The organism is Paenibacillus sp. FSL R5-0766, assembly GCF_037971845.1.
GTDB lineage: Bacteria > Bacillota > Bacilli > Paenibacillales > Paenibacillaceae > Paenibacillus.
Window position 1 is genome coordinate 3,647,923 of record NZ_CP150227.1, and the last position, 23,643, is coordinate 3,671,565.

Below are 23,643 nucleotides of genomic sequence, written 5' to 3' on the forward strand. Positions count from 1 at the left end.
AGTCATGACTTATAGGCGTTTTCCATCTAAGGATGTTATAAGATGTATTCAGGATGTACACATCATCGAGAGGGCTGCTCCATCTGATCTCACAGCGGTCCTCATAGCACAGCTATCAGTTATATCTTAAAATCGGAACCGCTATTCAGGACTTGAGATGATCCAAAAATATGTTCTTGAGGATATTAAATTGCTCGGCTTCGTCCACTTTTGTTTGGAAGGCTTCAATGCCATTGAGCATCGCTGTTTTTTTGGAGAAGTTGCCAAAGACATTAATCATCGTGTTAATCGTTTCAACCACATTAGCATCGTTACGAACAGATCCATCCTTTTGACCAAGCTCAGCCAGCTCTGCACAAAGCATAATAATCTGTTGGTAGTTAGAATGATACATCTCGATATCCTCCAACGGGGACTTGGACATTGCGACGTAACACTCAAAAGCTTCTATTAATTTGGAACTTCGCTGGCTTTCTACCTGCTGGAAAAAAACTAACGAGTCGAAAAGGCGGCCAAGCTTGTCGTAGCAGGTGCCTTCACCTCTGATAATATCGGAGAATACCAGAACCTCGGACTGAACAATATCTGAAGCTACAGCAACAATAAGCTGCTCTTTCCGCGGAAAGTAGCGAAAGATTGTGGCCACGCCAAGTACTGCCTCGTCCGCAATATCCTGCATGGTCGCTTGCTCGAAGCCTTTATTCAAAAAAGCAATTTTAGCTGCTTCAATTATAGCTGCTCGTCTTCTTGTTTTGAGGTCACTGCGCTCTTGTTGAAGCCTTTGACGGGGTTCTATTGTAAAAACCTCCTTGTTGGAATGAACTCAAACTATGCTATCAAACTAGACTCTTTTCTGTCAACGTAAGGATTCATTCTGCCAATTGGCGAGCGACCAGTTTAATCGGACACGCATGCCTCCAAGGGGACTCTGTTCAAACTGGATACCCGAATGGGTAGCGTCCTGAATGCGCAGACGCTCCGCAATATTCCAGAGTGCACATCCCATCGTGTCCACAGGCGGCTCGGATATTCTGGCCTTAAGTGCATTAATTTCTTCCTCCGTCATGCCTTTCCCGTCGTCGTCAACCACAATACAGAGCCCGTGTTCCGTGCGCTCAACGGTGATATGAATGGAACCGGAATCCCACTTGGCTTCTATGCCATGGATGATGCTGTTTTCCACCAAAGGCTGAATGAGTAGTTTGGGAATCGGGACAGATCTTAGCTCGTCCGGTAGCTCAATCAGATAAGAGAGACGGTCCATGCGTAAGCTCTGTATCTCAAGGTAATTGCGAACGATACCCAACTCTTTTTCCAAACAGGTCATCGGCTCGTCAAGGCGTGTGGTGTACCTGAAATATTCAGCCAAGTTCTGGGTCATGGCAGTAACCGCTTCCTCATTGCCCAATCTTGTCATATTATTAATGAAAAAGAGACAATTATATAAAAAGTGAGGATTAATCTGGGCTTGTAGCTGTTTCAGCACCGCTTCACGAGCTACGATTTTTTCCTTGTATACCTTTTCAATCAAATCCTCAATCTGTCCGGCCATGTCGTTGAATTGACCATATAAGTAATCAAATTCATTACCGCTCTGCCGCTGAATACGATAAGAGAAGTCGCCATGCTTCAAAAGACGAACACCTTTTAACAGAGCAAGTATGGGGATCTGTACCTTGCGGAAAAGAACAACAATAATCGTGACCCCCGCCATAAACAGCATGACACAGGCAGAGTAAAACCAGAATTGGGTCATTCGTATAGGCTGTAACGCTTTATCAAGAGGCATAAAATCAATTAAATACCAACCGAGCTGATGAGAGTACACATAATTGACAATGTACTGGGCTCCGTTAACCGAAACGGTTTCTGTACCGGAGGATGGTTGTAGATGACCGGTTAGCTCCTTCATGATGAGAGGGGTAATGGAATTAGCCTCTTTGCGAGTAATCAATTGCTCGTCCGGTTTATAGAATAACGTCTCATTCTCGCTCTGATGTGAGTTCTCAACTATATCCTCCAGATTGCTGCGCGGGAACTCCAACCGAATAATGATCTGTGGACTGACCTTGTATTTATAATATTTAGCTGTAGCTGCATCATAGTTCCAGCCTGATTTCAGTGAATCTACAGAGGGAGTCTTCATATCTAACTCCGAAGAAATGATCCATTGATTCAACAGAACCGAGTAGACCGATATTTTGTTATTCCATCCCTCGGACAAACTTTGCAAATTGACTCTCACAGCAACATTTTGAATCAACTGTACCTGCTCAAAGGAACTCATCACGTCAATGGATCGCAGCAGTGCAATAGAATTGTCCGTTTCCATGGAGATGGATAACATATTCAGCCGATTTATGCTCTGATCGAGTGAGTTAACGACAAACTGCACTCGATTGAGATTGTTGGTTTCAATATCCTTTTGAACGGTATCCAGACTGGATTGAACCGAGAAGGTATACATGACCAGGACGGCGACAAGCATAATCAGCGTGATGGCCACTATGTTCATAAAGGTCCTGTATTTCTTTTTCAACCCTTAACGCCTCCTGCCAACGATGTAAATTCACCTTATTGTAGGCTGGCATTGGATGAAATACAAGTGATTTGGAATGTAATATAGATGAAGGTTAAGAATGAATTATCTAATGTTGAAAAAGCGTTATTTCGACTGTATAACTGGCACGATATGATGAAGATGAATTAGATGAAGGAGTGCATTTCGCACATGAGTAGCAAAATATACCTGTCTCTTTCTGTTGCTTGTTTGATTCTGTTTACCGCCGCATGCAGTGGTAAAGCACAAGAGCCTATGCCTGTAAAAACAGGTGTGATCGTAACAACAGTCAAAATGAATGATCCAACCACCATCTACAAAAATGGCGAAACTGCTGCCGATAATGTACATATCCGTTGGGCCAGAGAAACGCTTGGCGTGGATATTCGGACCCAATGGAGTGCTCCTGTCGATGACTATGATATGAAGCTTCGATTAATGCTCTCTGCTGACAATACGTTACCTGACGTGTTCTCATCCAATGTCATGGACACAGTCAATGGATTTATGATCTCAGGCAAACTGTTGGACGCTGGACAAGCCTTTGATCGATATGCATCATCCACTTGGAAAGCGGCTATGGCTGAAGTGCCAGAAGCATGGAAGCCTTTTGAGATTGACGGGAAACGGATGGCGATTCCGATCATTACGGAGCAAGCCTCGCAGTCCGTACTTTGGATTCGCAAGGATTGGCTAGATTATCTGAACCTGAAGGCACCAAGCAATCTTGACGAACTGGAAAGTGTAATGAAGGCCTTTACCTATGATGATCCAGACGGTGATGGCGTACAGAATACCTACGGTATTGATTTTGCAATCAAGGACCAGTATCTGGCCTCGCCTATCGGAGACATATCCTGGGTATTTGGTGCGTATGGAGCGATTCCAAGTATATGGAGCAAGAATGTACAGGGCAATCTCGTGTACGGAAGTATCCAGCCTCAGATCAAAACCGCACTGGCAAAACTGCAAGACTGGAAGAAAAAAGGATATGTGAGCAATAACATAGCTCTGCAGGACTTCAATCAGGTCAATAAAAATATCTTTGATGGCAAAGTTGGCATGGTAGCTGGTCCACGCTGGTTTGGAGATTATCCGCTGCAACAACTTAATGAAAAGGATCCGAAGGCTGAGTTTGTGCCTTATCCGATTCCTGCAGGAATGGACGGAACCACAGCGAGATTCAAAGGAAACTCTTACAGCGGGGCTTTAATGATCAGCGCAAACATTTCTGAAGAAGCCTTGCAGGCTTTTTTTAAGTATCAGAACTATCTGTATGAGGCTACGGTGACGAATAATCCGTTGTATCTGAGTGCCTATCAGAATGGATATGATTATGTACTGAACCCGGATGGTTCGGTGGATAGTGACAGCCGCGATATTCCCGGGGGGAAAGTGATAACGTTCAAATATACCCTCATGGGACAATATGTGAGTTACCCTTCCCGATTCAGAGCAGCTCTTCTGAAAATGGGCAAGCGAGAAGGGCTCAGCTCTCATGATCGCGCCATTTTGTTCAGTATGGGAATTGACCCTAAGGATGAGAAGCAGTATCCCATTATGAAGGCAAATGTTGTAGAGACCAGGCAGCGGCAGATTGATCGAGTCAATCTGTTTCAGGGGCCCCCGACAAAAACAATGCAAGCTCGAAACACTTATTTGCAAAAAATGGAACTGGACACCTTCAACTCCATTATTTATGGAGAGGAGCCACTCACCATTTTTGATGAGTTCGTGAAAAAATGGATGGATTCAGGCGGAAGAAAAATCACGGAAGAAGTGAATGAATGGTACCAATCGGCGCAGACTCGGCCTTAAAGCAGGATGGTTAAACGTTCCGAAAGGTAATCGACAAGGGGAGGTTTCATCGATGAACATTACTCATATGAAAACAAATCACATCACTAATCCGCTCGGTTTTGCGGTAACCAAGCCAACCTTTTCTTATACCGTTACGGATACGACAGCGACAACGCAGATCGCCGCACAGGTAGAAATTGCACTGGATGAATCTTTTACAGAACTTGTATTTGATAGTGGAATAACAGAGGATATTGATTCGCTCGCGTATTCTCCGGATCTGGAACTGGCTGCACGGACGCGTTACTTCTGGAGAGTTCGATTATGGAATGAGCTTGGGGAAAAGGCGACCAGTGAAACGGCCTGGTTTGAAACGGCGAAGCAGGATGAACCATGGACAGCAAAGTGGATTACACCTGAACTGGAACCGACGATTCATCCAGTCCTTCAGAAAACGTTCGAAGTCAAAGGTCCCATCGCCAAAGCACGGGCGTACATCTGTGGTTTGGGAGTATACGAATTGGAACTAAACGGAGTCAAGGCTGGGGATGAGTACTTGGCCCCTCATTATAATGCCTATCACAAATGGCTTCAGTATCAAACCTACGATATTACCGACCTGCTGCAAGAAGGGTCCAACGCGATAGATGTCCGTTTGGGGAATGGCTGGTATAAGGGACGGTTTGGTTTTGAAGGAGATACCACTGCCAATTTGTATGGTGATCATTTTGCATTGCTGTCCGAGCTGGTGATTACGTATACGGATGGAACAGAAGTTGTTGTCCCTTCAGATCTGTCCTGGCATGCCACCCGCTCGAATGTGGTGGATGGTAACATCTATGATGGAGAAATCTATGATGCCACGCTGGACGTGACTGAGATTTATCCAGTTCGGGAAAGTGAAATGGGGTATGAGCTTTTACAAGCAAGAAAAAGTCTTCCGGTCGTGATCAAGGAAACCTTGAAGCCGATCGAAATTTTGACCACGCCTGCGGGAGAAACGGTCATTGATATGGGCCAGAATATGGTAGGCTGGCTGCAATTCCGTACTACGGCACCAAGCGGAACGGTCATCCATTTGCAATATGGCGAAGTGTTGCAGAAAGGCAATTTCTACCGGGAGAACCTTCGCTCGGCTAAGGCGGAGTACATCTATACAGCAAACGGTGAAGAAGCTATTGTGCGTCCGTATTTCACATTTTACGGTTTCCGATATGTTAAGGTTGAAGGCTGGGCAGGCGAACTGGATCTGAATGACTTCACAGGCTGTGTGGTTTACTCGGATATGGAACGTACCGGGTATTTAGAAACCAGTCATGCTGGCGTGAATCGTTTGTTCGAAAATGCACTCTGGGGGCAAAAGGGAAACTTCCTAGATACCCCTACCGATTGTCCACAGCGCGATGAGCGCATGGGCTGGACAGGGGATGCACAGGTATTCTCCGGTACAGCAAATTACAATATGGATACGTATGCCTTTTTTAACAAGTATGGATATGATCTGTGGATGGAACAAGAGGATCGGAACGGTATGGTTCCGATGGTCATTCCGGTTGGACGTGTGCAGGGCGGAGGGTCCAGCGCCTGGGGAGATGCGGCAACCATTATTCCGTGGAACACGTATCTGCATTCCGGGGACCCATCCATTCTGGAGCAGCAGTTTGACAGCATGAAGACATGGGTAGATTACATCAAGCGTTTGGATGACGAATCCGGTAGTACACGTTTATGGGCGATAGGTTTTCACTTTGGTGACTGGCTTGCGCTAGATGGGGATGATCCGAACTCTCCAATGGGGGGAACAGATAATTACTTTATTGCCTCAGCCTACTATGCCTATTCTTCAGATATCGTAGCCAAGGCTGCCAAAGTACTTGGACATCACGATCTTGCCGCATCCTATGACCAGTTGGCGCAAGAGGTTAGAGCTGCAATTCTGAAGGAATACTTTACTGCGAATGGACGTCTGGCAGTAGATACACAGACCGCATACGCTATAGCGTTGTATATGGATCTCGTTCCTGAGCAACATAAAGCACGGATTGCAGAAGCTATTCGCTTGCGTGTACGCAAGGATCAGAACCACTTGAGAACTGGCTTTGTAGGTACGCCGTATTTGAACCGGGTTCTATCAGCATATGGAAGCAATGATATCGCCTATACGCTTCTGCTCAATGATGATTACCCAAGCTGGCTGTATGCGGTCAATATGGGAGCAACAACAATCTGGGAGCGTTGGAACTCCATTTTGCCAGATGGTACAATCAGTGAAAATGGTATGAACTCGCTTAATCACTATGCCTATGGTGCCGTTGTTGAATGGATGTATCGTCATATGGCGGGGATCAATCCAGTAGAGGATCGACCTGGCTTCCGCCATGCACTGCTGGCACCGATGCCTGATTTCAGAATCCAGTGGACTAAAGGTCGCATTGACACCGCTGCAGGAACTTATTGCAGTGAATGGAGGTTTGATGAAGCAGGTAAGCTGTATTTAAGCTTCTCTGTTCCATTTAATGCAACAGCAACGATCAAGCTGCCACGCGCCGTGGTTGATCAGGTGATGATGAACGGAATTACACTTTCGGATACAGGCCTGATTGTCGTTCAGGTTGAAGATGAAGTGATCATCGAAGTGGTGAGTGGCACGTATGATTTTATTTATGTACCATCCGTGCCATACAAACAAACGTTAAGCACCCGTACACCTCTGAATGTACTGCTTCGTAACGAGCATAGCCGGAGTATGCTGCACGAGCTTTCACCGGTGCTGGCTTCGCTGGACCCGGGGACAATTGGCCCGATGGGGGAAGCAAGCTTGCGTGATCTATCCACCTATCCTTCGTTCAGTACGCCAGAGGAAGAACTTGACCAGCTCGATCTCAAGCTGGAGACCATTCAAATCGTATAGAATAAATCATTGCTCGTAGATACGACGAAAACGAAACACGATGACGTTTCTTTAAATGCAAATCATCTCAAACCGATGGCCTGCTGAGGTGAGTAATATTCGCTGGGCTACCGAGGATGTCGAATTCGGTGGCAAGCACATCCGTAAGGGCGACATGCTCTTTGTTTCCTTTTCCTCAGTCAACCGGGATGAGAATCAGTTCGCTGACCCGGATGCATTTGATATCACACGGAAGGTCAATAATCATAATACGAGAGGATAGCCCTACTTAACCGCGATTTCGCGGTTTTTTCTTTGTCTTTGACTAGCAATGGGCTTGAATTACGCTACACAATCTTTGTATCGCGTTATAGTCGATCGTCTCACTTGAAATCTACAATAGAAGTATCCTTTTGGCCATGTCAATCCACTCTACCTGTTGGATTCTTCACCCTAGCTGGCAAATACCAAAAAGCGGCCAGCGGTACTTGTGCTTCCAGGTGGAGGATATAGAGCTTGTTCTGATCGAGAAGCTGAACCCGTTTGCTATGGCATTTTTGGCTGAAGGTTATCAAGTCTTTATCCTGTGAAATTCACTCAATCAGCATGCTGTATTTCCAAAACCATTGAACGATGCGGAGGAAGCGTTGACACGCAAGCGGGCCAACAGTGCGGACTGGAGAATTGATCCTCAAAAAGTAGCGGTATGCGGCTTCTCCGCAGGGGGCCATCTTGCTGCAGCTTTGAGGATGATGGGTTCCACTCGGCCTAATGCAATGATTCTTGGTTATCCTTGTATTCTGGAGGAGATGAGTGATATTTTTCCTGCGCCCGTTCCAGGCGTGGAACCTGTTAACCGAGGAAGAGCAGAAGCAGCTTAACGATGGGCTAAAGACTATTTCGGTGACATAACACTGGAGGCAACACAGCATAAACAGAATAAGTCCTTTAGCCATTTTCGGGCTCGTTCCTAATCTATTAAAATGACGAATTGCAAAAAAAGACACAAAATGATAGTATTTATATCAAGATAATAGTAAAACTATCAAAATAAAATTTGGAGGAAACAACTATGACAACTTACAATGAAAACATTAAAATTTCGGAACTATTGAATAATGATGAAGCAACAACATTGCTTACCAAACATCTACCTGAATTCATTAACGAGCCATCATTCAAAATGGCTTCCCATTTTACGCTGGATCAACTCGCAGCCGTTCCACAGGTCGATCTGCCAGAAGACATTTTGTCCGCACTGAAAGCGGATCTTGCTAACGTAACCTTCGAATCTGCAGAGGCTCCTAAAGCGAGCAAAGCTGTGAATACCAAATCCGATTCGCTTGCAGGCAAAGTGATTACCATCACAGGCGCTGGTAGCGGTATTGGCCGAGCTAGTGCAGTGTTGATGGCATCGAGAGGAGCCAAGCTCGTTCTGGTGGATTACAATGTAACAACAGGGGAAGAGACACTTGCGCTTGTGAAGGAGCAGGATGGCGAGGGCATCTTTGTTCAAGCTGATGTATCCAAGGAAGAGGATGTAGAAAACTATATTCAAAAAGCAATTGAAACATTTGGTAAAATCGATGTCGCGTTCAACAATGCAGGAATCATTCAGAAGTTCCAGCCTTTCCATGAAACATCCCTGAACGATTTCTCCCGTATCATTGACGTCAACTTGAAGGGGATCTTCCTGGGGATGAAGCACGCTCTCAACGTGATGGTTCAACAAGGTTACGGTCATGTGATAAATACAGCATCAACCACGGCGCTTCGAGCTGAGCACAGTCTGGCCGCTTATACAGCGAGTAAACACGGTGTTGCCGGATTGACAAAAGCAGCAGCGATTGAGTACGTCAGAAAGGGCATTCGGGTAAATGCTATCTGCCCTGGGGGTGTAGCCACTTCGCTGACCGCAGCTGTTCCGCAAATGTTACAAGAAAGCGATTATATGCCCGAAGAATTCCCAAATATGAGAATTGGGCGTTTTGCGGAGCCAGAGGAGCTGGCTGAACTCGTAGCATTCCTGGCATCGGACGGCTCCAGTTATATGACAGGCTCTATCCTTGTAGCAGACGGTGGATTGACACTTTAAGGAGTAACAGCAAGTCTTTCGAACATGGTTCTAGCGATTTTAAAGCCGATTCCTGATCTATTTCGGTTCATTTTATTCATAAGAATCGTGCATAAAACAGATGGACCAAAAACTGATTCAGTATACCTGAGTCAGTTTTTTTGTCGTTCAAACAGCAGGAATACCTTCTGTTTGGATTGCGTTATTTGATCTTAACAATGCGCTATATCTGTTATATATGCCAGGACATAAAATGAAAGTATAGAAGAGGAAGAGAAATTCAACATGAAGAGTAACGGAGGCGAGTGTTATGGGAGTTGCAGTGAACGAGCAGCATATTAAAGTAGATAATACGCCGGCTCAGCCACCCCGGGAAATACCAACGAAAAAGTTAATTGGCGATTCAATGGGACAGTTCGGGTTAAACATTTCAAGTGGATTGTTGGGTTTGATCACGTATTATTATACGGATGTCGTTGGCGTGTCTGCCGCTGTAGTCGGTACGGTAATGCTGCTTACCAAAGTTTTGGATGCGTTTGCAGACATCGGTATGGGTGTACTGGTGGATCGGACCAAAACCAAGTATGGGCAAGCTCGTCCCTGGTTGTTATGGATGACCATTCCAATGTTCATCTCATTATTCTTAATGTTTTCCGTGCCGGATATAAGTTCTACAGGCAAAATTATATATGCGATTATTACGAATCTTGTATTCTACATTTTGGTGTTTACTCCAACCTCGATTCCATATAACAGTTTGATGGCGTTAACAACGCGTAACAGTTACGAGCGTTCCTTAATGGGTATTATCCGTTCAAGCAGCGGGTATCTGGCAGGTATGGTTGTTGCCGTTGCATTTGTTCCAATCGTTACAGCCATGGGCAATAGCAGAAGTGACTGGACGTTGCTCGCATCAATTTTTGCTGGTGTTGCAGCAATCGGGATTTTCATTTCATTCCTGTCCAATAGGGAAAAGTACAACAATGTTCAATTGGATGAGCTTGGCATGTTTCAGGATAAAACGCCGATTCGTGAAGGACTGAAATTGCTCTTTGCCAATAAATACTGGGTATATATGTTCTTCGTAATGGCTCTCGCTAGCATTTTGTTTGCTCTGGGCGTGGCAGCAGGAAGTTATTATGCCAAATATATTTGGGGCAATGTAAGCCTGATCGGCATTATGGGTGCTATTGGTTTGATTCCGGTTATTATCGGATTTGCCTTGTCCGGACCATTCATCAAACGTTATGGCAAGCGAAATACAGCCCTCGGCGGTATATTAATCGGACTCCTCGGAGCAGCCGTTCGGTTAGTCGCTCCCGAGAGCATTACATTGGGTCTGATCTGTTCTATCTTCCAAACGCTTGGTACAATTCCGCTAATGGCAGTAGGTGGAGCAATGGTCACAGACACGATTGAATACGGCGAATGGAAATTTAACAAAAGACTTGTTGGTTTAACGAATAGTGTCATCGGTTTCGGTTCAAAAGTAGGCACAGCCATTGGCACAGCAATGATTGGATGGTTCCTCGCGCTAGGAGGATATGTCGAACAAGCTACAACCCAAGGAGAAGGAGCAAAGCAGGCCATCATCGCGTTGAATATATACGTCCCCATTGTTGTATTCATTCTTCTTGTAGTATTCCTTTACAAAAACAAGCTGGACAAGGAATATCCAACGATTATTAGAGAGCTTGAAGATAGAAGAAAGGCATAACAAGATTTAAGTGTCCTTACACACAGCCAATCGCTTGTGTGTAAGGGCACTTTTAATTTGATGAAATTAGTTCAAAAAAGCTTGGTTGTTACGATGGCTGGCAGGTTTTGAAGAGTCTGTGTACCCGGGTAGAGCTGGCTTGCCGCTTCAAATTTGATTTTTGCAGTAATATTGGAAAAGTGATTCGTGAACCCTCTCAGCACCAGTTGGCCCTCTAGCCTGGCTAATGGAGCGCCCAGACAAAAGTGAGGTCCTTTGCCAAACGAGAGATGACGATTGCTGTTGGGACGGTAGATATCAAAGCGGGAAGGTTCGGGAAAATGTCTAGGGTCATTGTTGGCTGCACCCAGCCAGGTTAATATAACATCTCCTTTTTTCATAGGCACGCCAAGGATGTCTGTATCCTCTACTACCACACGATCAAGTGTCGTGGGAAAACGATACCTTAACGATTCTTCAACAGTATTCTCTATCAGTTCTGGATCTGCGGCAATATCCTGATAGATTCCGGGTTGATCATACATAAAACTGTAGAACAGGCTGTTTATCATGTTAGTCGTTGTTTCGTTCCCAGCAGCAAGGAGGCCCAAGCTAAAGGTAACAACCTCTTCATCGGTTAGTTGATCCCCATCCAGCTCGGCAAGTGTGAGATCGGAAATAATGTCCTCGGCAGGATGCTTTCTCTTCTGCTGAACAATGGGGAGCAAAAATTCGTTAAATTCTTGCATAGCCGCATACTTCGCATTCATCTGCTCCTTCTCATTACCTGTGGCATTGGGGAAAAATAACATGTCAGACCAGGCTTTGATCTGTGCCCGGTGTTGCCTCTCTACCCCAAGTAGATCGGCAATGACAGTAACAGGAAGTGGAACCCCTAGGTCTCGAACAATGTCCACATCATCTTTCGTCTTCATCTCAAGCATTAACTCATCAACGATAGCCGCGATTTGAGGCTCCCAGGTTTTTAACTGACGTGGGGTGAAGGCACTAGAGACTAACTTTCTAATATCACGTTGAACAGGGGGATCAACAGAATTGATGTTCACTCGGGTAACTACCGGTGGAACCGGGGATACACTCCGTTTACGAACACTGGAGAACCGTTTCCAGTCTGTTAGAACGGAATTGACATCATCATAACGATACAGATTCCATACTTGCTGCTTCTCGTCAAAATAGATGGGATGATTCTCCAGCATGTACTCATAATAAGCATATGGATTCCAAAGTTCTTCAGGTGTCTCTAAATTAGATACCTGATGAATAACGATCGATCTGTTATCAGTCTGCATGTCTCCTCGCCATCCTTTAATGTAGTTTGTGGAAATCTCCAAATAATGATAGCCAACCTATCATTATTTGTTTTAAAGGTACCATAAATCACACTTATTTAGCAATTAAATGAAATGTTTTACTGAATATCAATTATTTAGAGATACTCTTAGGGTCACAGATGAAGAAACATTTTCATATCAAAATGCAGAAAAATGTCGAATAAAGTGATTGCTAACAAATTTATTGTGTGATATTATGATCCAGTAAACGTTTACATCTACAACGAATTAAATATTAGCAGTGTTTGGCTGTTACTGGTAAAGCAGGCATGACCAAAATGATTTGCATTTTCCTTATGTGAGTAGGGGAAGGCATATCGTTTTGGTCTTTTTTATATCCAAATTCAGAAATGAGGCAATGGTATGGATTATCGCAAGTTGGGACAAGAGATTACGGAATTGGTTGGGAAGAAGGATAATATCGCTCGGCTTACGCACTGCGCAACCCGACTACGATTCGAACTGCACGATATCTCCAAAGCGGAGACAGAAAAACTCAAAGCACTTCCAGGTGTCATTACCGTTGTGAACAATGGTGGACAATATCAGGTCGTTGTGGGCAATGAGGTGCAGCAGGTCTACCGAGTTATCACTCAGCAGATGGGTTCTGCTACCCGAAGTGCGGAATCCAAATCGGATTCTGGCAAAAATAACGGACCAAAACAAAAACAGAGCTGGATCTCCAGATTCATCAGTGTGATCTCAACAACATTTACTCCGGTAATACCGGCAATCATTGGCGCGGGTATGATCAAAGCGATATTAGCCGTACTTGTGCTGACAGGCCTTGTAACGACGGAAAGCCAAAACTACTATATTCTTAATACCATTGCGGACGCGGCTTTTTATTTCATGCCTATTCTGCTGGCTTATGGAGCTTCCATTAAATTTGAAACTAGTCCCATTCTGGCGATGACAGTTGCCGGCGTGTTGTTACACCCGGGATGGAGCGCCCTGATGGCGGAAGGAAAAGACGTGTTTTTCATCGGTGTTCCAGTTCGACTAACCGATTACGCGGGCTCCGTGCTGCCGATTATTATCGTCGTTTGGCTCATGTCCTATATTGAACGTTTCGCGGATCGGGTATCGCCCTCCATGATCAAATTTTTCACGAAACCAATGATTGTACTATTGATTACAGCACCACTTGCATTGGTGGCGATTGGACCTTTCGGAACGTACCTGAATGATCTGGTTGCCATTGGTGCAGAAGCGATTAATGCCAGAGCCAGTTGGCTGATTCCTTTGTTAATGGGAACTTTGCAACCATTCCTGATCGTAACAGGCACTGCATGGGCGATGACACCGATTGCAACTAGCCAACTAACCAAAAATGGATATGAAATGATCAACGGTCCGGGAATGCTCGCGTCCAATATTGCTCAAGGTGGGGCCACCCTTGCTGTAGCATTAAAAACAAAAAACAAAAAACTGAAACAGCTCGCTGCTTCATCCGGTTTCACCGCCGTACTGGGCATCACGGAACCATCCTTGTATGGTGTAACTTTGAAACTGAAGAAACCCTTAATTGCCGCAATGATTGGTGGTGGTGTAGCAGGGATATATGCTGGTCTGACCGGATTAGTACGTTATGCCTTCGTGTCTCCAGGGCTTGCCGCGTTACCTGCATTCATTGGCAGCAATCCGATGAACATCGTTCATGCCATTGTGACTTGTCTGATCGCTTTTATCGTTACTTTTGCTCTGACATGGATCATTGGTTTTGAGGATCCAGTGGATGATGAAGAAGAAGGCAATACCAACGTTAACGATGACAAGACACTTTCCGGGCAGTCTGTTCAAGACAACACTCTAAGCACGCAGTCAGTTGCAACAACAAATGCAAATGGACCAACCCAAAATGAATTACGCCCACTTACGATCGCAAGTCCGATGCAAGGGGAATTAGTCCATCTAGACCGTGTACCAGACGATGTCTTCTCTTTGGGATTACTGGGTAAGGGCGCTGCTATCATTCCTGCCAAAGGAGAACTGTATGCTCCGATCGCAGGTGAAGTTACGGCTTTCATGGACTCCAAACATGCGGTGAAATTAAATGGTTACGATGGAGAAGAGGTGCTCATTCATATTGGAGTGGATACCGTAAACCTGAAGGGGCGACACTTCGACTCTTCCATTAAAGTAGGGGATCGCGTAAAACGGGGGGACTTGTTGATCCGCTTTGATATCGACGCCATCAAGGCAGAAGGCTACGAAGTCATAACCCCGATCATTATCGCCAATTCGGATCGTTTCCCGGACATTAAGCTGGAGAAGCAGAGTCCTGTGGAGGTTGGAGCGACGATTATCCACCTTTCGTAACAAGCTTAATATGGTCCGTCATATATCTTAATCAACATTAAAATGAAGGAGTGTTTGAGATGTTATATCAACACACCAAACCATTCCCCAATGAATTTCTGTGGGGAGGCTCTACCTCGGCCTACCAAGTCGAGGGAGCCTGGAACGAAGATGGCAAAGGCCTGTCCGTCATCGATATGTGTGATCATCCGGCTGGAACCGCCGATTTCACGGTTGCGAGCGATCACTATCACCGATTCAGAGAAGACGTGAAGCTTTTTGCAGAGCTGGGCCTCAAAGCATATCGTTTTTCGATTGCATGGACTCGAATCTTGCCTTCAGGCACAGGGCCTGTTAATGAAAAGGGACTCGATTTTTATCACCAATTAATTGACGAATTGCTGCTCCATGGTATTGAGCCCATTGTGACCATGTATCATTTCGACTTACCCTACGAGCTTGAGAAAACCGGAGGATGGAACAACCGGGGGACGATTGATGCCTTTGTGGAGTACGGGCGTATCTTGTTTGAGCATTACGGGCATAAAGTGAAATATTGGTTGACCATTAATGAGCAGAATACAATGATTCTCCATCCCGGTGCTATTGGTACACCAAAAGGCGGACGTCTGCCTTCCAGTAAGGAACTGTATCAGCAAAATCATCACATGTTTGTGGCTCAAGGCAGAACGATGCGACTATTTCATGATATGCTCCCGCAAGGCAAGATTGGTCCTGCATTAAACATGACCTCCATGTACCAGGCAACCTCCAGACCAGCAGATGCAATCGCTGCACATAACTGGGAGACAATTCGCGGATGGGGTTTTCTCGACTTATCGGTGTGGGGACGGTATAATCCATTATTCTGGAGTTATGTACAGGAACGCGGCATCGAGCCGGTTATTGAGCAGGGTGACATGGAAGATATCCAGTCTGGCCGCCCCGATCTGGTAGCAATCAACTACTACTCGACGGCAACCATTGCCGCCAGTATGGGAGATGCGTCGGATGTTACAGCTCGTGCGGGTGATCAGCAAATTATGCTTGGTGAGCAGGGAGTCTACCGAGCCGCGGAGAATCCTTATACCGAAAAAACAAAATATGGCTGGGTCATCGATCCGATTGGCCTAAGGCTAACATTGCGTAAGGTATGTGAACGATATGGTCTCCCGATTCTAATTACGGAAAATGGTATAGGAGCCCCAGATATACTCGAGGCAGATTACACGATTAACGACACGTACCGGATTGATTTTATTGAGAAACATCTGGAACAGATCAGACTGGCTCTAACAGATGGAGTAGATGTGATTGGTTATTGCCCTTGGTCCGTTATTGACGTGGTAAGCACCCATCAGGGTTATGGGAAACGTTATGGAATGATCTATGTAAACCGCGGTGAACAGGATCTGAAAGACTTGAAGCGTTTGAAGAAGAAAAGCTTCTCGTGGTATCAAGAGGTCATTAAACAGAATGGCAGATGTATCGGAAATCCGGATCAGGCGGTCACGAAAGAATAAAGGATCGTGATGAATGCATGAAAGTAATCAAAATATTAAATAACAGCTTGCTTCTGACCAAAGATGAACAGGGGCAAGAGATGATTGTCATGGGAAAAGGGTTGGCATTCAAAGGCAAAGTTGGCGAGCGACTCGATGAGGAGCATATCCAGAAACGATTTATTCTGCAAAATAATCCGTCTGCCCAGGCTTACGTACGAACCATCGAAAACATGCCAGAAAAACATGTGAATGTCATAAACAAACTGATTACCAATGCAAAAGAAAAGTTGTCTCTTGACGACCAAATCTTCTTTACGCTTATGGATCACTTGTCGTTTGCCATTGAACGATGGAAAAAAGGTGTAGCATTACAGAATCGCATGTTATGGGAGATCCAGAGGTTTCACCCTGTTGAATTCGAACTTGGCCTTGAAGCCGTTCAGTTGCTGAATCTAGAACTGGGGGTTGAACTGCCGGAAGAAGAAGCAGGGAATATCGCTTTTCATTTCGTGAATGCCCAAACGCATGAGCAGAATATGGAGCGCACAATGCAATCCGTTAAGATGTTAAAAGATATTTTTAACCTGATACAATACACCTTTGATATGCAATTGAACAAAAATTCCATTCATTATGTGAGACTTGTCACACATCTGCAATTCTTCATCCAGCGTTTACAAGAAGGGCGTCTGGGCAATTCGGCGAAAGATTTTATATTTCAACACATGGTGAAGGAGCATCCGCTTGAATACAAATGCGCGGAGATGATCAAAACCTACGTGCAGAATATGCTGGACATCTCCATATCGAACGAGGAATTATTATATTTGATGATTCACATTGCTCGAATTGTCCAGGAGGAACAGGGTGATGATGGACGATTATAAAGCAAAGTTAAAGTTGTATTCCCTTAACTCTTTTTCGGGAAGATATTTTCTAACTATGACCGTTTTCTCGTATTTTATCGGGAAACGGTCTTTTATTTTTGCAAATATGTAGCGGCTTTTTGATATTCCATGATTAACGAACTTCTGATTCCTAAAATCATAATTACCAATTGATAACTTTTTATTATAATTATTGGAAATTTATTATATGTAAGCGCTATCTAAACAACTATAATCTATTTATCTGGATGTTAATCCGTTCAGAAATACTTAGACCAAATCAAGAGGAGGAATTGTATGAAACGGTTAGGTCAATGGAATATAACGGCCTTGGTTCTTGTGCTGGTACTCGCCATGCTTCCATTTTCGAATGTCTCACATGCAGCCAAGGCAGTTACGGAAGTGGAGGGAAGTCATTTGAGCACAAACTTTGAAGACGGTACACTTCAGGGATGGACTCCACGTACAGGTAACGAAAGGCTGACAGTGACACAGCAGGAAGCACACGAAGGTCAGTCCAGCATGCTGGTCGCCAACCGTGAGCGTTCCTATCATGGACCGATGTTTTCCATGAAGGATCTGCTTAAGCGTAACCAAGAGTACGAAATTGCAGCATATGTAAGACTTACTCAGGAGCCCACCACGGATCAAACACTACAGCTCACCACATATAAAAAAACAACTGCCGAAAGTTGGAACCCGATCGGCAGCGTGAAGATTGCCAAAGCAGAATGGAATACATGGCACAAGATCACCGGAAAATTTCAGTATAGCGATGATCCCACTGAATTGAATTTGTTCATCGAAACACCCTACATCTCTGAAGATAGCGTAGATACGTTATCGTTCTATGTGGATGATGTATCATTTACTCTGGCCGAGCAACTGGAGATTGAAGAAGGTATTCGGTCTCTGGAGGACCTGTATCAAGATGATTTCCCCATTGGTGCAGCGGTGTATCGCTGGCAGTTGGAAGGCGCATATGGAAAACTGCTCACAAAGCACTTTAACAGCTTGACCGCAACCTATGAGATGAAGCCGAAGTACATGTCTCCTTCCGAAGGTGTTTATGAGTTCGAGGCAGCCGATCAATATGTTCAGTTCGCCGAGGAGCATGGTATGGGCGTACGCGCACATGCGTTGTTGTGGCACATTGATGCAGCAGAGTGGATGTTCAAGGATCCTCAGGGTAACCCTGCGAGTCGAGAATTACTACTTGCCCGGATTCAGGATTACGTTGAAACCGTCATGACCCGATACAAAGGTAAGATCTATGCCTGGGATGTGGTAAACGAGGCGATTGCGGATAGCAATGGTGATGCCAACGGTTTACGTAAAAGTCCCTTTTATGAACTAATCGGTCCGGATTACATTGAGAAAACCTATGAATTCGCTCGTGCAGCCGATCCGAATGCCAAATTATATTACAACGAATACTTCACGGAAATCCCTGAGAAAAGAGAGCATATGTATCAGTTGGTCAAACGACTGAAAGAGAAAGGGCTCATCGATGGTGTGGGTTTGCAATCCCACTATAACCTGGAATCCCCGCCCATCAAGGAAATTGAAAAAACGATCAACATGTTCGCCGAACTTGGATTGGATATTCAGATCACGGAACTGGATGTGGATAGCGGAATTCCATTTGGTGAAGAGATGTCCGATGAAGTTGCAGTAAAGCAGGCGTATCGATATAAGGAACTGTTGGATTTGTACAAAAAACACAAAGACCACATTTCTTCAGTTACCTTATGGGGACTCCAAGATGAGAAGTCTTACAACAACCAGGCTATGCTGTTTGATTCAGCCCTGAAGGCCAAAAAGGCATACTGGGGACTCGTGGATGAATCCAGTTTGCCTGTGTTGACGCAGAGAGCCGTCTCACTTTCGGGTAAACCGGATATCAAAAAACAGTCACAAGATCCGCTCTGGAACAAAGCGGTGTCTACTCCACTGAAGGGTGACTCTTCGGGATCAGCCAGTTTCCGCACCTTATGGGATCATAGTAACCTGTATATCCTCGTGGATGTTCAGGATGCGAAGGCAGATGTGAATGACAGAGTAGATATCTTTGTTGATCTCAATAATGGCAAGACCACTTCATATGAAGCAGATGACCGACACGTAATCATTAAGCGGTCGGGCAAAGTTGAGGGTGCGGAGCAACGTTCATATCGTGTACGTGAGACCAAAGCCGGATATCAGGTTGAATTGTCCATTCCATGGAGTGGTATCCAAGTCGGTTCAGAATATGAAGTTGGCATGGATATTCGTGTGGCTGATGGCGCTACAAGTGGGACACAACCTTATAATCCACTGTACTGGAATGATCGAACACAATCTCAGGAACAGGATACAAGCAAATACGGCGTGATTCAGCTTGCCCCTATGCCCAAATCTGCACAAGCTGTACAAGGGATTGTTCAGATTGATGGGAAGAAAGACACATCATGGAATAAGGCTGCACCATTTGAAGTTAAACGGTTGAACCAGAGCGAAGGTGCAGAGGCAGTGGCTCGCGCAATGTGGTCAGGTGAGTATCTATACCTGCTGATCGACGTCACTGATCCAAACATCATTACAGACAGCATCAACCCATGGGATCAGGATTCGGTTGAGATTTTCCTGGACGAGAATCACCAGCGCACACCGTATTTTCAATATGATGATGCCCAGTTCAGAATCAGTGCAGACAATGTAGGAACCTTTGCAGGGGGTGCCTCACCTGGACGCCTTGTAAGTGCTGTGAAGAAAACAAATAAAGGATATCTCGTAGAAGCCAGAATTCATTTACAATCATTGACGCCCAAAACAGGAAATGTTCTCGGCTTCGAGCTTCAAATTAACGACAACCAGGGCGGAGGTAAGCAGAGCGTAGCTAAATGGAATGATACGACCAATGAGAGCTGGAGAAACACTTCCCAGTACGGAATACTCACTTTTGTCGGAAAGAACAAACTCGGGCATTAAACCATCGGCAGTAGTTGCAAGAATAGAAACCATCATAACAGTGGCTATAACTCAACCATTGTTGCGATGGTTTCCATCGTTTACATACGTCACCGAAGGTGATGAGGGAGGATACAATCTGCCTTGACTATATTTAACAGCCCTTGATATACTAAATGGATATTATTTTTTCTTTTATGGGAATAAGAAAGTAATCAACTACATACAACCGTTTGCGAGGGAGCCTTAACCGGCTGAGAGGGTGTTAAACCGACCTTACCTGACTTGGATCATGCCAACGTAGGGATGCAACGATGAAACGCTGTACTTGGGTAGCTCATGCGAACCCCCTTGTTTTAGTGTATTTGTCTGCGAAACATCCTATGGATGTTTCGTTTTTTTGTTTTTAAATACGTACATTATGAATTGGAGGAACACATGTTGACTATTTCAGAGAGACTATATCAGGCAGCACAGCCTGTGTGGAAGGAATGTCTTGAGCATCCTTTTGTTAAAGGGATCGGAGATGGTTCTTTACAGGTTGAACAATTTCGTTATTATTTGCTGCAAGACTACTTGTACCTGTACGATTATGCCCGTGTATTTGCACTAGGTATTGTCAAGTCGCACGACCCCAAATTGATGCAGTTTTTTAGTAAAAACGTAGATAACATCCTGAATGGTGAAATGAAAATTCATCGTTCTTATATGGAGAGATTAGGAATTACAGAGGATCATGTTTTCCAGGTAAAACCTGCACTGAAAAATGCAGCCTATACTAACTATATGCTCTCTGTTTCCCATGCGGGTGGCATAGCAGAAGTACTTGTATCCATTCTGGCCTGCTCATGGAGCTATGCGGAGATTGGTCAAGTCCTTGCCCAAAAGCCAGGCGCAGCTGATCATCCTTTTTACGGAGAGTGGATCACAGGATATGCTTCCTCTGAATACAACAGCAACAATCAATCCCTAGTGACGTTAACGGATAAGCTATTAGAAGGCTGTAGCGAGGGCACGTACCAACGGATGGAAGATATTTTCGTGATGTGCAGTCGCTTTGAGCTTGATTTTTGGGAGATGTCATGGAGGCTGGAGCCTTATGTTCACTGTAGTCAATTAAAGTAGAGAGCAGCGGCCATAAACAGTCTCAGGATAGAAATAAGTAGAATACGTAAAGGAACGCTTGCAATAAGCGTGTTTCGTGACGATGCCAAAAAAAGGGCGGATAGTATCCGCCTTTTTTCATTGTTGAAATTCTTGACACAGGGACATTTTGTTCTCTGAAGTCTCTGGCTAAAATCAAAAAGGGTGTCAGGACGGAATGTTCATAGCAGTCTGAATGTTTTTCAGATCGAGCTGAATTTGCTCTGCAATATGGTAAGGGTGGTATAAACCATGCTGCACCATGTAATTTGATATCTTTTCATGAGAATCTATGGCTTCATCGAGCTGTTTCATCAAAATTTGTTTGATTTCGGGGGTGGCACATTCGGTCACAGCCATGGCGTAGTTTCTGACACCGCTCTTGGCGTTCATCAAAAAATCCATTGCGATCACGTCATCGGTCAGCGTATTAAGACCAGTCATGTGTTCTAATATTGGGTTCATTTTTTTATCTCCTATACAGTCGCTTTAGACAGCACTCCACCGAGCTCCTGAAGCTGCTGTTGTGATAAGATCGCATCTTGTTGCAAAATTTGCTTGAGCTCCGGGTCGGTTACCAGAGCTTGCATGGTCTTGGATTTAGTCATACAAACCGTCTTGAACGCAGCTATTTCATGTACCTCGAGCATCTCATGCAAAGCGTATGTGGAATCCATTCAGATTGTCCTCCCATGTATCTATTCATATTTAAGGCTTTAAGATGACTTTAATGCAATCGTCCGTTTTTGTATCGAACACTTCATAGCCCCGTTTGGCCTCGCTGAGCGGAATGACGTGCGTAACAATGTCGCCAGGGTCCACTTTGCCAGACGTAACCAACTCGTACATGTATGGCATGTAGTGAATGACCGGAGCTTGTCCGGAACGGATATTCACGTTTCGCTGCATGATATCACCGAGCGGGAATCCGTTATAACGTCCGCCGTATACCCCAGTGACTTGAATGGTGCCACCTTTGCGAACAGCCTGAGATGCAATGATAAATGCGCTCATGGTGCCGCCTTGCAGTTTCATACCGCTGGCTAGAAATTCAAGATCGCTCATCTTGCCGTCCATTCCTACCGCATCAATGACAACATCGGCGCCGCCTTTGGTCATTTCCTTGAGAGTGTTCCCAATATTCTTATCCTGTTCGAAGTTTACTATTTCCACATTGTTTGTTCGCTTTGCATGCTTTAAGCGATAATCGACATAGTCGACGGCTATGACCCGCTTAGCTCCTTTCAGCCAGCAGAACTTCTGGGCCAGGAGTCCGACCGGGCCGCAGCCGAGCACGATGACCGTATCTCCATTCTTAACGCCGGCGTTATCTACGCTCCAGAATGCCGTCGTCATGGCATCGGCGATCAAGCTTAGCTTTTCGTCCGGTTGTTCGCAGTTTTCAGGGATTTTAAAATGGGTAAAATTGGCAAATGGGACCCGTAAATACTCGGCTTGCCCACCGGGATATCCGCCGGTCGTTCCGGAGTAGCCGAAATATGCGCCCATATCCCCGTGCTCGTTGGAATTGTCACATTGGCTTTCCAGCTGATTTTTGCAAAAAAAGCATTCTCCGCATGCGATGTTAAACGGGATGATTACGCGGTCGCCTTTTTTTACCTTGGTCACGCCAGGGCCCACTTCTTCTACGATCCCCATCGGCTCATGTCCGATGACATAGTTTTCCTGAAGGTTAGGGATCATCCCGTGAATCAGATGAAGGTCAGAACCGCAAATGGCGGTACTGGTGATCTTTACGATCATATCGTCCGGTTTCACAATCTTCGCATCCGGCACCTCTTTGACCACGACATTTTTAACCCCTTGATACGTTACCGCCTTCATGCTTTATGTCCTCCAATATGCTCATCTGGGGTCCGATCAAACATCCCTTTACGTGACGTATCCCCCGGGAACAGATTCATCTGCCCGATCATCACCGTATTTTTCGCCGAAAGCTGATCGAGTTGGTACTGTTCGTTCAGCTCATAAGGATGAAACCATTTTTTGCGAATCATGAGCTCCGAGATTTCTTGGTGCATTGCAATTCCCTGCTTAAGATGAGTATGCAGCAGGGCTCTTACATCCGGTGAAGCCGTTTCCGTCAGGGCGATGGACAAATTACGTACACCCTCCTTGGCACGAAGAAGGAAGTCCATGGCAAAAGTCATATCTGCCATTTCCGGCATATTCAATGAATTAATCGGATCTAAATAATCGGTATTCATCTGAGTTCCCCTTAATGTGTTATAGGTGTCGGATTATTCGGAACGGTTGCTTTAAAAGGAGCTCTTGCGTAGATTGCTTGCAGCTCAGCGATCTGTTGTATGGATTGAATTACGTCTTTCTGCATTAATGCTTTTAGCTCTTGGTCAAAGACCAGGCCTTGCATAAGTTTCGACTTAGCGATGCAGAGCGTTTTGAAGTTTAATGCTTCATGCAGTTCCATCGATTCGTGCGGCGCTAGCGTTGGATTAGCCATT

The 23,643-nt window shown here is 45.0% G+C and carries 18 protein-coding genes, 1 pseudogene and 1 riboswitch; of the genes and pseudogenes, 11 read left to right on the forward strand and 8 right to left on the reverse strand.

Annotated features, from left to right (window positions below; all coding sequences use genetic code 11):
* Positions 1–145: 145 nt before the first annotated feature.
* Positions 146–796 carry a TetR/AcrR family transcriptional regulator gene (locus tag MKY66_RS15735; RefSeq protein WP_082219101.1) on the reverse strand — a complete coding sequence of 217 codons (651 nt, stop codon included), beginning with the start codon at positions 794–796 and terminating at the stop codon, positions 146–148.
* A 60-nt stretch (positions 797–856) separates the two neighbouring features.
* The gene (locus tag MKY66_RS15740; RefSeq protein WP_076210535.1) at positions 857–2,539 is read right to left on the reverse strand and encodes a histidine kinase; all 1,683 of its coding nucleotides are present in this window, start codon (positions 2,537–2,539) and stop codon (positions 857–859) included.
* Between the two features lie 192 nt (positions 2,540–2,731).
* Here MKY66_RS15740 and MKY66_RS15745 point away from each other — a divergent pair, with 192 nt between their 5' ends.
* From MKY66_RS15745 to MKY66_RS15770, 6 genes and pseudogenes are all read left to right on the forward strand, one after another.
* Positions 2,732–4,378: an extracellular solute-binding protein gene (locus tag MKY66_RS15745; RefSeq protein ID WP_076210533.1), complete on the forward strand. Its 1,647-nt coding sequence runs from the start codon at positions 2,732–2,734 to the stop codon at positions 4,376–4,378.
* Between the two features lie 52 nt (positions 4,379–4,430).
* Positions 4,431–7,271 carry an alpha-L-rhamnosidase gene (locus tag MKY66_RS15750; protein WP_076210530.1) on the forward strand — a complete coding sequence of 947 codons (2,841 nt, stop codon included), beginning with the start codon at positions 4,431–4,433 and terminating at the stop codon, positions 7,269–7,271.
* A gap of 55 nt (positions 7,272–7,326) precedes the next feature.
* Positions 7,327–7,533 (forward strand): cytochrome P450, encoded by a 207-nt coding sequence (locus MKY66_RS15755; RefSeq protein ID WP_047843171.1) that lies wholly within the window; start codon positions 7,327–7,329, stop codon positions 7,531–7,533.
* 328 nt (positions 7,534–7,861) lie between these two features.
* Positions 7,862–8,131 (forward strand): annotated as a pseudogene (locus tag MKY66_RS15760) (alpha/beta hydrolase); the annotation flags it as partial.
* A 440-nt stretch (positions 8,132–8,571) separates the two neighbouring features.
* A complete protein-coding gene (locus tag MKY66_RS15765) occupies positions 8,572–9,345 on the forward strand; it encodes a glucose 1-dehydrogenase (protein ID WP_076210878.1) in 774 nt (257 codons plus the stop codon).
* Positions 9,346–9,634: 289 nt separating this feature from the next.
* Positions 9,635–11,041, forward strand: a complete 1,407-nt coding sequence (locus MKY66_RS15770; RefSeq protein ID WP_076210526.1) for a glycoside-pentoside-hexuronide (GPH):cation symporter — start codon at positions 9,635–9,637, stop codon at positions 11,039–11,041.
* Positions 11,042–11,112: 71 nt separating this feature from the next.
* Here the strand turns inward: MKY66_RS15770 and MKY66_RS15775 are convergent, their stop codons facing one another.
* A complete protein-coding gene (locus MKY66_RS15775; RefSeq protein ID WP_076210524.1) occupies positions 11,113–12,333 on the reverse strand; it encodes a cytochrome P450 in 1,221 nt (406 codons plus the stop codon).
* Between the two features lie 405 nt (positions 12,334–12,738).
* Between MKY66_RS15775 and MKY66_RS15780 the strand changes: the two genes are divergently transcribed.
* The 5 genes from MKY66_RS15780 (at position 12,739) to tenA (ending at position 21,142) form a co-directional block, all read left to right on the forward strand.
* Entirely contained in the window at positions 12,739–14,697 is a 1,959-nt protein-coding gene (locus MKY66_RS15780) for a beta-glucoside-specific PTS transporter subunit IIABC (RefSeq protein WP_076210522.1), read from the forward strand.
* Positions 14,698–14,756: 59 nt separating this feature from the next.
* Positions 14,757–16,199, forward strand: coding sequence for a glycoside hydrolase family 1 protein (locus MKY66_RS15785; RefSeq protein WP_076210520.1), 1,443 nt, complete (start codon positions 14,757–14,759; stop codon positions 16,197–16,199).
* 17 nt (positions 16,200–16,216) lie between these two features.
* Complete coding sequence (locus tag MKY66_RS15790; protein WP_076210876.1) at positions 16,217–17,068, forward strand: PRD domain-containing protein; 852 nt, start codon at positions 16,217–16,219, stop codon at positions 17,066–17,068.
* Positions 17,069–17,365: 297 nt separating this feature from the next.
* A complete protein-coding gene (locus MKY66_RS15795; protein WP_076210518.1) occupies positions 17,366–20,038 on the forward strand; it encodes an endo-1,4-beta-xylanase in 2,673 nt (890 codons plus the stop codon).
* Positions 20,039–20,244: 206 nt separating this feature from the next.
* Positions 20,245–20,342: riboswitch (TPP riboswitch) on the forward strand.
* Positions 20,343–20,455: 113 nt separating this feature from the next.
* Positions 20,456–21,142, forward strand: a complete 687-nt coding sequence (gene tenA / locus MKY66_RS15800) for a thiaminase II (RefSeq protein ID WP_076210517.1) — start codon at positions 20,456–20,458, stop codon at positions 21,140–21,142.
* Positions 21,143–21,328: 186 nt separating this feature from the next.
* Here tenA and MKY66_RS15805 read toward each other — a convergent pair whose 3' ends face one another.
* From MKY66_RS15805 to MKY66_RS15825, 5 genes are read right to left on the reverse strand one after another with little or no spacing between them, the layout of a single operon-like run.
* Entirely contained in the window at positions 21,329–21,625 is a 297-nt protein-coding gene (locus tag MKY66_RS15805; RefSeq protein ID WP_036615415.1) for a spore coat protein, read from the reverse strand.
* Positions 21,626–21,636: 11 nt separating this feature from the next.
* Entirely contained in the window at positions 21,637–21,837 is a 201-nt protein-coding gene (locus MKY66_RS15810; RefSeq protein WP_076210515.1) for a hypothetical protein, read from the reverse strand.
* Positions 21,838–21,868: 31 nt separating this feature from the next.
* Complete coding sequence (locus MKY66_RS15815; protein ID WP_036615410.1) at positions 21,869–23,005, reverse strand: zinc-dependent alcohol dehydrogenase; 1,137 nt, start codon at positions 23,003–23,005, stop codon at positions 21,869–21,871.
* Positions 23,002–23,388, reverse strand: a complete 387-nt coding sequence (locus MKY66_RS15820; RefSeq protein WP_047843178.1) for a spore coat protein — start codon at positions 23,386–23,388, stop codon at positions 23,002–23,004. The genes MKY66_RS15815 and MKY66_RS15820 overlap by 4 nt, the downstream gene beginning before the upstream one ends.
* 11 nt (positions 23,389–23,399) lie before the next feature.
* The gene (locus tag MKY66_RS15825) at positions 23,400–23,642 is read right to left on the reverse strand and encodes a spore gernimation protein GerQ (protein WP_076210513.1); all 243 of its coding nucleotides are present in this window, start codon (positions 23,640–23,642) and stop codon (positions 23,400–23,402) included.
* Position 23,643: the final 1 nt, after the last annotated feature.